Raw genomic sequence first — 13,063 nt, 5'->3', positions numbered from 1 at the left:
TCGGACCCATGGCGGAGATATCCCGCCACATAGATTGCCTTGCCATATGGCACGCCGGCTCATCGCGGAAATCGCTCAGAGCGACGGGCGCGTCCCGGTGCTCCCATACCATTGGCCCCGGGCCGTTTCATAGGCCAGTCCGGCCCGGAAGACATCGGCATCGCTATAGGTGCGGCCGACGATCTGGATGCCTGTCGGCACGCCGCTGGCGGCGTGGCCCGACGGTATGGACAGAACTGGGCAACGGCTCAGCATGTTGAATGGCGTCGTCATCACCCAACCCAGCGAGGGGTTCACCTCCCTGCCGTTGATTTCGACCGTGTCCCTGGTCTGGTCGAACTCCGCCGGCACCGCGGGCAGCGCGTTTGTCGGGCAGATCAGCACATCGTGGGTCTCCAGCAGCGGGCCGAGCGTCTGGTACATCCTGGCCGCCACGTCCAGCGTCGCGACGAAGTCGGTGGCCTTGGACTTTTGCCCGTCCTCGGCAAACCGCCTGGCATAGCTGGTCATGTCGCTGGCGTGCTCCGCAAGCAGTTGCGACAGCGACGCGCCGAACAGGTGCTCTAGATAGGCCATCCCGGCCTTGAGCACCCCGTCGTCCCAGCCAAGATCGACTTCCTCGACCGTGGCGCCGAGTGAACGGAACACATCGCAGGCGGCGAGCGTGTTCTTGCGCACGTCGGGGTCGACCTCGAAGGAGCCGAGATCCATGGAAAAGGCGATCTTCCAACCCTTGATCGGCTTGTAGTCGAGCGGCAGGCGCAGCTTGGGGCGCAGCGTGGCGATGTCGAGCGGGCTCGGTCCGGCCATGACGTTCTGCAACAGGATGGCATCCCTGACGTTTCGCGCCAGCGGCCCGGTGTGGCAGTAGAAATCGAGATTGAAGGGCGGCTCGTCGGGATTGCGGCCGTAAGGCGGCTTGTAGCCGACGAGACCGCAGGCCGAGGCCGGAATGCGGATCGATCCGGCAATATCCGAACCGGTGGCAATCGATGATGTTCCGGAAGCGAGCGTTGCCGCAGCACCACCCGAAGAGCCGCCCGGCGTGAAATCGCGATTCCACGGATTGCGAGTCACTCCCCACCGCTTCGACCAGGTGTATCCTGCACAACTGAATTCCGGCGTCGCCGTGCGGGCATGCACGATGCCGCCGGCCTTCATGATGCGCTCGTTCATCGTCGAGGTGTGGCCGCCTATGGTATCCCTGGACAGCAGCGAGCCATGCGAGGTCGGCTTGCCCTTGATATAGCTCTCATCCTTGATGCCGATCGGCAGGCCTTCCAGCGCGCCGGTCCTGGAGCCCCTGGCGTATTTCGCCTCGGCCCGGGCGGCCAGCTTCATCGCCTCCTCGAAATGCGTGAAGGTGAAGCAGTTGATCGCCGATCTGGTGGCTTCGGCGCGGCGAATGGTGGCCTGCATCAGTTCGACGGGCGAGAGTTCCTTGGCCTTGAACAGCCGCAGCGCTTCGTGGGCCGGCATATAGCAGAGGTCGAGATCGGACATCGGAAATCTCCTGCGATCGCGAGACCGCACCTGGCATGGAGGGTGCCGGACCGCGGGTCGCGGCCCAGTGGCTGTTGGTTGGGTTCGGCCGGCGACGCTATTTCTGAAGGTCGGTCCAGATCTTCGTGTAGAGCGCCTGCACATCCGATGGACAAGCCGGCATGAACTGGCCCTTGGCGGCGAATTCAGCAGGAACGTCCACTTCCGGCGCCGTCTTCATGTCGTCCGGCATGAAAGCCTCGGAGCCCTTGATGCCGTTGGCGTAGCGGGCGAAAGCCGAGATCATCGCGGCGTTCTTGGGATCCATGATGAAATTCTGGAACAGCTTGGCGTTCTCGACATTCTTGGCGTCCTTGAGGACGGCGACATTGTCCATCCAGATCGGAAAACCTTCCTTGGGGTAGCCGTAAACGATCTTGTCGTTCTGCAGCCGCTCGCGCAGCGATATGCCGTTCCAGTTGACGCCGGCGGCGATGTCGCCCCGGCCCAGGCCGTCAACGGCCGCGTAGTCGAGCGAAAGCCATTTCGCCTTCGCCTCGACCAGCTTGTCGTGCACCTTCTTCAGCACCTGCATGTCGTTGGTGCAATATTTGCCGCCCTCATAGGCGATGGCGAGGAACATGATGTCCCCCATTTCCGGCACGACATTGATCTTGCCGACAAGCTCAGGCGGCGGGTCGAGGAAGATCGCCGAGGTGTTCGGATCGCCGGCATAGACCGACTTGTTCACCGAAATGCCTGTCGTCCCCCACTGCCACGGAACAGTGTATTTGCGGCCCGGATCGAAGGGAACGTCGACCCATCGCGGATCGACATTCTTGAAATTCTCCATCTTGTTGGGGTCGGTCTCCAGGAGCAGACCTTCGCTGATCCAGACCGGTACGACGCTGGCCGACGGCACGACGATGTCATAGCCGGACGCGCCCTGCCGGACCTTGGCCAATGCGGTGTCGTTGGAATCATAGTCGGTGACGGTGACCTTGACCTTGTAGGTCTCCTCGAATTTCTTGATGAGGTCCGGGCTGGTGTAGTTGCCCCAATTGTAGATGTTGAGTTCGCCATCGGCGCGGGCAACGCCGGCTGCGGCGAGCAGCGAAAGCCCGACGGCCGCCGCGGTCAGTTTCCAGTTCATGCTAGTGCTCCCATTTTTGGGGACCGGCTGCGTCGCCGCCTCGGTCCGTCTCCTGCTGATGAACAAGCGTGGCTGTGCCCTTCGGCCCAAGACGGGCCGGCTGGCTGTCAAATATTCCCCTTTTCGCGGCCATTCACCGGCGGATGCCAACTGGCCGACTTGGTGGTCTGCGTCAGGATTAATTATAACTAACTATACAGTCAATATCTTTTCGCAGACATTGCAGCGGTTGGCCCAGTTGTCCTGATAACGCAGCAAGCTGCGACCGGAATGGCAGGGGCACAGGTATCTCTTTCGCGCTCGGTACGACCGCACAGAATTTCGGCTTTTCAGGCGCAATTGCAACGACCAAACTTGCGCCAGCCAGGGCTCCGGTCGCCCGAGCATGAAACTGTCGCTCAGGACGGGCCGCGCGTCGGCGGTATCTACAGACGAGTGGCGTCTTCCGGCGACCTAGAGTGCCCGTTGCGGGCAAGGCATTCCGGCGGCATCGCCGCAGCGCGACGCTGTCGGCAGCGGTCTCATGCTCATATTTTCCGACTGGCGCACTAGCTCGGCGAAGACCAGCGCGAAGCTACCCAGCATGACAAAGACGATGATCAGGCGTGCTACCGGCAATATGTCGGCCTCGTCTGGCTGGCGCGTGTCCCCTGAGGAGGCATGCGCACAAATCAAAACTGCCGCAGCGTCCTTTAGGCATCCCGAAGGATACAGCGGTGCTGCGGGCGCCCCCACGCCGTTCATGCCGGCTAACATGATCGTTCCGCCTTTACGAGACTTTAAGCCCCGCCTTAACCATCACATTCGCGCCTGCCCTGTCATGAAGCGCGATCCGCGGGTTCGGATGATGCCATCGCGGCATGCCTAGCGTGCCGGCGCAACGGCTCTCTTTGCAGACCTGCCCGCCCCGTGCTACCCCGGCGCGGGCGCGGCCAGACCTGCCGGCGCCAATCGGTCGCGATCGGGGAGCCATGAGCACAGCCGCCAACAGCATCGCCTTCGTCTCGTCCGACACAGCAGACGCCAAGGCGGCGCTGGAAAGTCTGTCGGCGCGCTATGGCCAGTGTTCGGTCGCCGAGGCCGCGGTTGTGGTGGCCCTGGGCGGCGACGGCTTCCTGCTGCAGACCTTGCGCGACACGATGGGAACGGGAAAGAAGGTCTACGGCATGAATCGTGGCACCATCGGGTTCCTGATGAATGAGTACCGTTCCGGAGGGCTCACCGAGCGTATCGCGGCCGCGGTCGCCGAAACCATCCGGCCGTTGGAAATGCTGGCCGTCACCTCGGAAGGCGAAACCGTCTCGGCGCTGGCGATCAACGAGGTTGCGCTGTGGCGCCAATCCTACCAGACGGCCAAGATCCGCATCAGCGTCGATGACCAGATACGGCTCGAGGAACTCAGTTGCGATGGCGTCATGATCGCGACGCCGGCCGGATCCACCGCCTATAATCTTTCAGCGCATGGCCCGATCCTGCCGCTCGACGCGCCGCTCCTGGCACTGACGCCGGTCAGCCCGTTTCGCCCGCGCCGCTGGCGGGGCGCATTGCTCTCCAACAAGGCGACCGTGCGCTTCGATATTCTGGAGCCGGAAAAGCGGCCGGTAAACGCCGCGGCGGACCATACGGAGGTCAAGGCGGTGACCTCGGTAACGGTGCGGGAGTCGCCTGCGGCGACGGCAACCTTGCTGTTCGACCCCAATCACTCCTGGAACGAGCGCATCCTTGCCGAGCAGTTCCGTTACTGAGCCGACACAGAGACGAGCGGCCGGATTAAGCATCGCGATTAAGGTTACAGCTTCACAATCGCGCCAATCCCGCCCGTTTCTGTTGACAAATCGCGGACTTGCGCCTAATCGCAATGCCAATCTTGCAAGCGCGTGGCGCTTGCCGCGACGAATAACGTTGCGCCTCCCCGAACCAGCCAAAGACAACAACACTTGTCCTCAGACACCACGATCGCTCAAGAAGCGTTGACCTTTTCAGACCTCGGCCTGTCGCCGAAGGTGCTTTCCGCAGTTACCGATGCCGGCTACACGCAGCCGACACCGATCCAGGCCGGTGCCATCCCGCACGCCTTGCTCGGCAAGGACGTGCTGGGCATAGCCCAGACCGGCACCGGCAAGACGGCCTCCTTCGTGCTGCCGATGCTGACCCGGCTGGAAAAGGGTCGCGCCCGCGCCCGTATGCCGCGCACCCTGATTCTCGAACCGACGCGCGAGCTTGCCGCGCAGGTCGAGGAAAACTTCGTCAAATACGGCAAGAACCACAAGCTCAACATCGCGCTTCTGATCGGCGGCGTGTCGTTCGACGAGCAGGACAAGAAGCTGGAGCGCGGCGCCGACGTGCTGATCGCGACGCCTGGCCGTCTGCTCGACCATCGCGAGCGCGGCAAGCTTCTGCTCAACGGCGTCGAGATCCTCGTCATCGACGAGGCCGACCGGATGCTCGACATGGGCTTCATTCCCGATATCGAGCGCATCTGCGAGATGATCCCGTTCACCCGGCAGACGCTGTTCTTCTCGGCGACCATGCCGCCGGAAATCACCAAGCTGACGGAAAAGTTTCTGCACGCGCCGGTGCGTGTCGAAGTTTCGAAGGCCGCGTCGGCCGCCACCAACATCACCCAGCGGCTGGTCAAATCAGGCTCGAAGCCCTGGGACAAGCGCGAGACGTTGCGCAACCTCATCAAGGCCGAAGACGCGGAGTTGAAGAACGCCATCATCTTCTGCAACCGCAAGGTCGAAGTGTCGGAACTGTTCCGCTCGCTGCTGAAGTATGATTTCGATGCCGGCGCTCTGCATGGCGACATGGACCAGCGCGCCCGCATGCAGATGCTTGCCAATTTCCGTGATGGCAAGCTGCGCTACCTCGTGGCATCGGACGTCGCCGCGCGCGGCCTCGACATCCCCGATGTCAGCCATGTCTTCAATTACGATGTGCCGATCCATGCCGAGGACTATGTCCACCGCATCGGGCGCACCGGCCGTGCCGGTCGCTCCGGCAAGTCCTTCACCATCGCGACGAAGTCCGACACCAAATATATCGACGCCATCGAACGGCTGATCGGCAACAAGATCGAATGGCATGACGGCGACCTGTCGACGGTCGTGGCCAGCGAAGGCGGTGAGGATGACGCTCCGCGCCGTGGCAAAGGCGCGCCGCGTCGCGCCGGCCGCAAGGACGACGATCGCAAGGACAGAGGCGAGCGCAAGAAGGGCGGCGAACGCCGTGCCAGACACAGCGAGGAAGACGCCTCGACCGTGGTCGCACAGCAAGAACAGCCCGATGTGACTGAGACGGCCGTCGCCGATATCAGCGAGCGGCGCGCACGCAAGGACGCGATCCGTTCGGAAAACACCGAACGCAAATCCTCCGATCGCAACGAACAGCGCGCACCGGAACGCGGTGACACCAGGCCGCAGCGAGACAACAGCCGTCCTGCCCGCCATCGCCACCAGGAAGACAGCGACACCACCGTTGGCTTCGGCGACGACATGCCGGCCTTCATGCGCATCGTCGCCAAGGTCTGACTGGGCCAGGCCTGAAATAGCCGCCAAGCGATCGGCAAACGATCACTTGGCCAATTGGCACGTCTTTCGGATATCATCGCGAAGATCGGCAACGCCGTTGCCTAGCAAAGCAGGCAAAATGTGCGGGAACCTTCCTGCATAGGGCACGAGAAATCGAAGATCTATACCTGCTTGCTGAAAGGCATCGCGTGAATAGAGGCTACGTCCGCCGGGAGCATTGATGTAGCGCTGGCCGCCAAGCGCCTGAACGATGGCGATCACACGGGCTTGTGCACGCAAGGCAGGATCGATGCCGAGGCTCGAACTGCGTACGACATCCGGTCTGAGCTGGAGCGCATCGGCCGTCAGCCGAAGACCTTCCTCGATAAAATCTGTCACGTCACCAAGGGACCCGGTCAGGTGGCCGTTGATCTGCTCTGCCGCTGGCGTCCGCGCTTGGCCTGGCAGGCCGAAGACAGCCAGCCGCTTGTCCAAGGTGGTTCGGGCATCGTTCGCCCAGCGCAGGTCCTTTATCAGCGCGTCGAAAGGCATCGGCGCAACCGGCAATGTCAGCCAGTGTCCCGGTGTCATTTCGCAGCGGTGCACCCTTCCCCGGCGCGCAAACTGGACATCGTCGAAAACAACGAAGATGTCGCTCGCGGCCATCAGGCGGAAATAACCCGCATAGGGGAAGAAGTATGGCTGCATGACAGCGATGGTGAGCTTGCCCGTCACTATGCTTCCCCTTCGCCATAGAAGAGGCGAGGCAGGCTTCGAACGTGCCGCTGGAAGGCTTGCAGAACCGGAGAGGCGAATGACGCGTTGCAGAAGGCGTCGAATTCGTCGCGGTTGCACAGGAAGCTGTGACGGTCGAACTGCTCGCGGCGAAGATAATGCAGCACCCTGATATCAGCCGCGTCATGCAGCCCGTGCGCCAGCATCTCGTCCGAGTTCGGGCAATTGTACTGCGGCCCAAGCGGCAAAAGATCGGCTCCAACCGTCAGGATCGCCAATGACAGCGCGATCTGGGCAGAAAAGAAGATGGAGGGCGTATCCTTCAAATAGTCCAATACGCGCGCCGTCAGCGGGCGGATCAACGGTTGAATAGCGGTGAATGCCATCTTGTTGAAGACGACGAAACCATAGTTGAAATACGGCGGGCAGCCACCGAACGCTTCATCCGGCGACTGGGAATATCGGAAATTCAGGGGCGTATCGCCGAAGCCGAATGCCCCGAGAAGTCGGCGCCACGCCGCGTCATTTTCCGCGCCATTTCTGGAGAATGGCGAGAAATGCGCCGGCAGCCCGGCCACGCTAGGACGGGCGGCGTCGCGCATGCTTTGCAGAAGGCCGTCGATGGGCCGCATCAGGCAGGCGTCAGCGTCCACAAGGATGATGACATCACCGCGTGGCGGTTCGGCATAACGGTCGAAGCCGGAGGAAAAGCCCCGATCGCTGACAGCGTGAGGCACGGGACGCCACGTCACCGGATAGGCCGATGACCATCGATTGACGGCACTGATTTCGCTGAAGTCGGCATGCCCCCCGACGGAGACCACAATGGGAGCGGCGGCATAGGCGCCGCCGAGACTGGCCAGCGACAAGGCAGCCAGTTTGACGTTTGAAAAAAACTCCTGTTCGGGCAGGATCGGGATTCGAAATTCGAAAGTCATTCGGGCCTGCTCAAGTCAAATCGCGGGTTGCCCAGCCGATGCCGGCCTCGCCAAACCCGTTGCCATTGTAGAACATCACGTCACCGGAGGGGCGCTGCATGACACAGCAATAGGCCTGCATCGAGCTGTCGAACTCGCCGGCGGCCGGCGGATTGCTGAAGATCACGGGCTCGGCTCCGCCGACGGTTCCGTTCCGGGCGTCCATGCGACGGGAAAACAGTCGGTAGGCTTCTTTGCCGCCGGCGCGAAAGTCCAGCCCGCGCCGGCTGTACCACAGGCGCATGCCACCAGCCTCACGTGCGATCCAGGGACGCGTCTGGCTGATACCGTCACCAAGATCGTCGCACAGGACGACGCTCGAGCCCGTTTCCCACAGCATGCCATCTGGTGAAAAACAGGTGCGAAGGACGTAGTCCGGCTCCAGCATACCCTTGGTCTCGGTCCAGCCGGTACCGCTGGTGTACCACATGCGATAGCCGCCCTCGACCGCACTGACAAAGGGCGTCGAAACGAAATAGGGATCAGCCGGGCCGATGCTGCGGATCGGCCCGGCAAATGCTCTCTCGAAACTCAGCCCATCATCACTGACAGCGACCCCGATCGCCGTCTGGGAGCGGACGTCGAGACGGGGATAGATACCGGAATAGTAGAGATGCACGCGCCTGCCGATCATCAGCGCACAAGACGGCCCCAGCCCGGTGCAGTCGAAACTGCCTGGCGGGCCCCACTCCAGGAGTGGATCGAGATACTCGTCCAACACACGCATGCCGTCTTCCGGGTCGACATCGACGGCCAGAATGGATGATCGGTTGTCGCTGTTGCGTCCTGCGAAATAGATGCGCCAAAGCCGCGGCGAAAGGGCGAGGACCGTTGGGGACTGTGCGTGACTGGCCCACCACCCTTGTCCCGCCTTTACCAACACCAGCAATCCCCGCCGGGTCCATTTCCTCTGATGGTCGGGCATCAGCGGAACTTCATCGACTTGATACGGGTGCTGGAATAGGGCTTCGGCAGATCCGAGGGATGACGAACCACACTGTTGGGCGGCACATCGCGCCGGATCATGCAACGGGACTCGATGTAGCTTCCCGCGCCGATCGTGATGCCGTTGTCGACGCCGACCTGGCCACCGATCAGGCTGCACGTACCGATACGGACGCCGCTCGCTAGTCCCACCAGCGACGACACGAAGCAGAAGTCTTCGATGATGGAATGATGACCCACATGGCTGCCGCTCCAGATGATGATGCCCTCGCCGAGGCGAACAAACGGCTGCAGCGTGCAGTTTTCCAGAATGAAGCAGTTGTCGCCAACCGTCTCCGCCATATTGTGGGTCGAGGGATGGATAAAGCGCGCAAAGGCGTATCCGCGCGCCCTGCCCTCCCTGTGCCTATTCCTGCGGAACTCGTTGAGATTCTGGTAGCTGAGCGGACCGAGCAGCTGGACGGCATCCGGCGGGAAGCGCTCCTCAAGCCTTTCCCAGGCGACCACGGGAAGGCCCTTGAACTCGGTTTGCGTGAGGAAGGCTTCATCGACTGTGAACCCAACGACGCGATGCTCGCTGAATCTGTCGAGATAGGCCTTGGCAACTTCGGCGAGCTGCCCTGCCCCAAAAATCACCACGTCCGCCATGCTGCCCCCCGCGCGCCCTTGCCTTGCATCCTGGTCTGCTCACCGGGGATTGTCCGGCTATGCGGCAGCCTTGTAGACGTAAACAGTGTATTCGTAGAGTCCGTAGTCGGCGCGGATAAGGTGATGGCGCGACAATTGACTGACGACGAAGCGGCCAATCCGGTCATAGGGCACGTGAAAGAGATCCTCACGCTCCCAGTCGACGTGTTTCGACATCAGGTTGAAGGCCATTCCCTTGCGAGCATGCGGGAACATTTTTGCCAGCAATCCAGTCATGGCATCGAACATCGTCTCGTAGGCGATGCCGCAACGCTCGGTGAAGACACCGTTCATGATGATGTAGTCGGCCTCGGGCACAGCCGCTCCGTCCTGCATCACGTCCAGGCAATCAAAAACCACGCCGGGATACTTGCGCCGGCACAGGTCAACGAACCGCGCCGACAGATCGAGCCCCCGGTAGTGCACCTTGCGATCAGCGTTACGCAGATAGTCGAGGAAATGACCGGCGCCGCAACCGAAGTCGAGCAGGTCGACCGGGTCGCGCTCACGCACCACCTCTGCCATGACGCGATAACGCGTGGCCGCTCCTTCGGCATCGGGCCAGTCGACTCCTTTACATGTGTCTCCGTGTCGCGCCAAACACGCCTCATAATGCGCAACAAGCGCGCTGTACGGACTAATACCAGTCAATTGTAATATCTCATGGAATTGCCGTATACGTTCGACATGGCCCTGTATACCACGCCATCAACGACGTGAAACGCTGCCCCCAGTAACTCCGGTCAGATCGGCTCAACATGATGCACAGTTCGCACCTCCCTTCGCCGCGCCGGCTTCGGATCTGTCTCATCAATCCGCGTTTCCATCCCTCCATCTGGACCCGCGATGAGGTTCTCGCCATTCTTCCCGGCGGCAAGCGCAGTTGGATCGTGACAGGCTCCTTGCCGGCACTGGCGGCCCTTGCTCCAGAGCATTGCGATGTCGTCCTGGTCGACGAGAACGTCGAGGACATCGATTTCGAGCACCTCGGCGACTTCGACATCGTTGGCGTGACCGGCATGATCGTGCAGCGTGACCGCATGTTCGAAATCCTCGATCGGCTCCGCGATCTTCCGGTTACCGCAGTGGTGGGCGGTCCCTATGTCTCAGTATCGGAATCGGAATTTGTCGATCGTTGTGACGTGCGCTTTATCGGCGAAGCCGAGGAGACATGGCCGCGCTTCCTGACGGCTTTCGCCATGGGCGAAGCAGTGCATCGGCGTTACGAGCAAGACGCGAAAACGAACATGGAGATCGTGCCGACGCCGCGATACGACCTGCTGAAGTCCGGACGCTACATGGTGGCATCGCTGCAGTTCTCGCGAGGCTGTCCCTTCCTGTGCGAATTCTGCGACATCATAACCATCTTCGGTCGCCGCCCACGCCTCAAGTTGCCCGCGCAAATGATCCTCGAATGCAAGGCGATCGTGAAAGCCGGGTTCAGCACCTGCTTCCTGGTCGACGACAATTTTATCGGCAACAAGGCCAAGGCCAAGGAGTTGCTGCGCGTCCTGATCGATTGGCAGCAGGCAAACAACTATCCGCTGGTGTTCTCCACCGAGGCCAGCATCAATCTGGCCGACGATGAGGAAATGCTCGATCTGATGCGGCTGGCCAACTTCCGCCAGGTCTTTGTCGGGATCGAATCGCCCCGCGCCTCGTCATTGGCAGAAACCAGGAAGGTTCAAAACGTCCGCGGCGACTCCATGATCGAGAAGTTGCAACGCATTCGCGGCGCGGGACTGGTGATTCAGGCCGGCTTCATCGTTGGATTCGATGCCGATGACGAAGCGATCTTCGACGAGCAGTTCGCGTTCATTCAGCAAAGCGGCATCGCACCGGTTACCGTAAGCATCCTGTGCCCGATCCCGACGACTCCACTTTACGACCGGCTGAGGACCGAAGGCCGGCTGGATCTGAGTGACCCTCATGTCAGTTTTCATCCCAAGAACATGACGCGCGAAGTCCTCAAGGCCGGCTACGACAAGTTGGTGCGGCGTCTGTATGAGCCGGATGCCTATTTCGATCGCCTGGTGGATGGGTATGTCGGATCGCCGGGCTTCCGTCGCAGCCGAGCCGCCCAGGCGATGTTGGTTGGAAGAGAGCGTTCCGGCATGGGCCGGCTCGCAGAACTGGCTGCGGCCGCTCTGACGGCCACCCGTCTTCTTCGAACCCTGATTGCCAAGCGACAGGCCATATCGCTTGGCAGCGCCTATGTCAGGCATTGGCGCCGCAATCGTCGTCTCTGTGGCCGCGAGGCGATACCATTCTCCAGCTTCGTGTTTCTTTGCATCGAGCATTGGCATTGCTACGTCATCTCGCAGACCAGCATCTGGTTCCAGATCGGCAGCAGCCGGCCCGAAACCTTGCGGCCATTGCCCGCCAATGAAGATCTTTACCTGCCCAAGATTGCCGACGGTCGCAAAGCTTCATGACGGGCAGATTATGGGATGCCGATCCCGATCCAGCGCCTGATGTCCCGGTCGCGCGCCCGCGCCTGCCAACGGCGGACGACATCCTGCCCTATCTGCGCGAGATTGACGCGAACCGCTGGTACAGCAACAACGGGCCGCTAAATCAGCGCTTCCAGGAAGCTCTCAGGGCACGGATTGCCGTGGGTCATGTCGCGTGCCTGGCAAACGCAACGCTGGGGTTGGCGCTGGCCCTGATGGCGCAAAAACCGGCGAGGGGCAGTCTCTGCATGATGCCGTCCTGGACCTTCGCCGCCAGCGCGCACGCGGCGGTCCTCGCAGGGCTCGTTCCCTGGCTTATCGATGTCGACCTCGACACCCAGCAATTGTTGCCAGAGGCGGCGATACAACTCCTCAGTCAGGCTCCTGGCAAGGTCGGTGCCGTCATGCCGGTCATGCCATTCGGCGGCCCGATGGATGCCGCGAACTGGGATCGGTTCAAGAGCGATACCGGTCTTGCCGTGGCAATCGACGCGGCCGCGGCCTTCGACTCACTGACGCCATCGCGGGTTCCGGCAGTCGTCAGCCTGCATGCCACCAAGGCACTCGGCGTTGGCGAAGGTTGCTTCATCGCGTCCGATGACGGCGCTCTGATCGACGAAATCGTGAAGAGAGCCAATTTTGGTTTTGCAAATTCGCGCGAGGCGGCATCGCCGGGGTTGAATGGCAAGCTCAATGAGTACAGCGCGGCCGTCGGCCTCGCCGCACTGGACGGTTGGGCACTTACACGTGCCGCCTACCAGCGTGTTGCCAGAGGCTATTGCCGCTCGCTTGATTCGACTTCCGGGTTGAACGTGCAGGATGGATTCGGCGAACGCTGGATATCCTCCACCGTTACCGTTGGACTGCCGTCGGACTCGATGGAAAGGGCGCTCATGGTGCTGACGCAAGCCGGTATTGGTGTCCGTCGATGGTGGGGCGGCGGCCTGCATCGGCACACAGCCTTCGAACATTTTCCCAGAGTACCGCTGCCGGTCACCGAGACGCTTGTTGCGACTCAACTGGGCCTGCCTTGCTGGACAGATCTTCCGGATGAAGCAATCTCGCGTATCTGCTCCATTCTCACCGACGCGGTGACAGCGGGCTGACGCAATATCTTAAGTG

General features: G+C 61.6%; 12 protein-coding genes. 4 read left to right on the top strand and 8 right to left on the bottom strand.

Annotation, left to right across the window (positions count from 1 at the left end; genetic code table 11):
* Positions 1-75: 75 nt before the first annotated feature.
* From FJ546_RS27285 to FJ546_RS27275, 3 genes are all read right to left on the bottom strand, one after another.
* Complete coding sequence (locus FJ546_RS27285; RefSeq protein WP_140892138.1) at positions 76-1,503, bottom strand: amidase; 1,428 nt, start codon at positions 1,501-1,503, stop codon at positions 76-78.
* A gap of 97 nt (positions 1,504-1,600) precedes the next feature.
* On the bottom strand, positions 1,601-2,635 hold the full coding sequence (locus FJ546_RS27280) for an extracellular solute-binding protein (RefSeq protein WP_140892137.1): 1,035 nt from the start codon (positions 2,633-2,635) through the stop codon (positions 1,601-1,603).
* Between the two features lie 453 nt (positions 2,636-3,088).
* Positions 3,089-3,253, bottom strand: a complete 165-nt coding sequence (locus FJ546_RS27275; RefSeq protein WP_246686982.1) for a hypothetical protein — start codon at positions 3,251-3,253, stop codon at positions 3,089-3,091.
* A gap of 353 nt (positions 3,254-3,606) precedes the next feature.
* On the opposite strand from FJ546_RS27275, the gene FJ546_RS27270 reads away from it, so the two are divergent.
* Together FJ546_RS27270 and FJ546_RS27265 are read left to right on the top strand one after the other, a co-directional pair.
* Positions 3,607-4,380 (top strand): NAD kinase, encoded by a 774-nt coding sequence (locus FJ546_RS27270; RefSeq protein ID WP_038646582.1) that lies wholly within the window; start codon positions 3,607-3,609, stop codon positions 4,378-4,380.
* A gap of 192 nt (positions 4,381-4,572) precedes the next feature.
* The gene (locus FJ546_RS27265) at positions 4,573-6,165 is read left to right on the top strand and encodes a DEAD/DEAH box helicase (protein WP_181168105.1); all 1,593 of its coding nucleotides are present in this window, start codon (positions 4,573-4,575) and stop codon (positions 6,163-6,165) included.
* Positions 6,166-6,207: 42 nt separating this feature from the next.
* Here the strand turns inward: FJ546_RS27265 and FJ546_RS27260 are convergent, their stop codons facing one another.
* Genes FJ546_RS27260 through FJ546_RS27240 form a run of 5 tightly spaced genes read right to left on the bottom strand, consistent with a single transcriptional unit; the run spans position 6,208 to position 10,013 of the window.
* A complete protein-coding gene (locus tag FJ546_RS27260; RefSeq protein WP_140892136.1) occupies positions 6,208-6,879 on the bottom strand; it encodes a WbqC family protein in 672 nt (223 codons plus the stop codon).
* A complete protein-coding gene (locus FJ546_RS27255; protein ID WP_140892135.1) occupies positions 6,879-7,817 on the bottom strand; it encodes a hypothetical protein in 939 nt (312 codons plus the stop codon). Before FJ546_RS27255 ends, FJ546_RS27260 begins: the two co-directional genes overlap by 1 nt.
* A gap of 10 nt (positions 7,818-7,827) precedes the next feature.
* Entirely contained in the window at positions 7,828-8,781 is a 954-nt protein-coding gene (locus FJ546_RS27250; protein ID WP_140892134.1) for a hypothetical protein, read from the bottom strand.
* On the bottom strand, positions 8,781-9,449 hold the full coding sequence (locus tag FJ546_RS27245; protein WP_140892133.1) for an acetyltransferase: 669 nt from the start codon (positions 9,447-9,449) through the stop codon (positions 8,781-8,783). Before FJ546_RS27245 ends, FJ546_RS27250 begins: the two co-directional genes overlap by 1 nt.
* Positions 9,450-9,506: 57 nt before the next feature.
* Complete coding sequence (locus FJ546_RS27240; protein WP_140892132.1) at positions 9,507-10,013, bottom strand: class I SAM-dependent methyltransferase; 507 nt, start codon at positions 10,011-10,013, stop codon at positions 9,507-9,509.
* A gap of 233 nt (positions 10,014-10,246) precedes the next feature.
* Between FJ546_RS27240 and FJ546_RS27235 the strand changes: the two genes are divergently transcribed.
* Both FJ546_RS27235 and FJ546_RS27230 read left to right on the top strand, forming a co-directional pair.
* Positions 10,247-11,923, top strand: coding sequence for a radical SAM protein (locus tag FJ546_RS27235; protein WP_140892131.1), 1,677 nt, complete (start codon positions 10,247-10,249; stop codon positions 11,921-11,923).
* Positions 11,920-13,047 (top strand): DegT/DnrJ/EryC1/StrS family aminotransferase, encoded by a 1,128-nt coding sequence (locus tag FJ546_RS27230; protein ID WP_140892130.1) that lies wholly within the window; start codon positions 11,920-11,922, stop codon positions 13,045-13,047. The genes FJ546_RS27235 and FJ546_RS27230 overlap by 4 nt, the downstream gene beginning before the upstream one ends.
* The last annotated feature ends 16 nt before the right edge of the window (positions 13,048-13,063 follow it).

Source organism: Mesorhizobium sp. B2-4-19 (assembly GCF_006441315.1).
Classification (GTDB): domain Bacteria; phylum Pseudomonadota; class Alphaproteobacteria; order Rhizobiales; family Rhizobiaceae; genus Mesorhizobium.
Note: the sequence above shows the minus strand (reverse complement) of the source record. Positions and strands in the feature narration are given on the sequence as shown.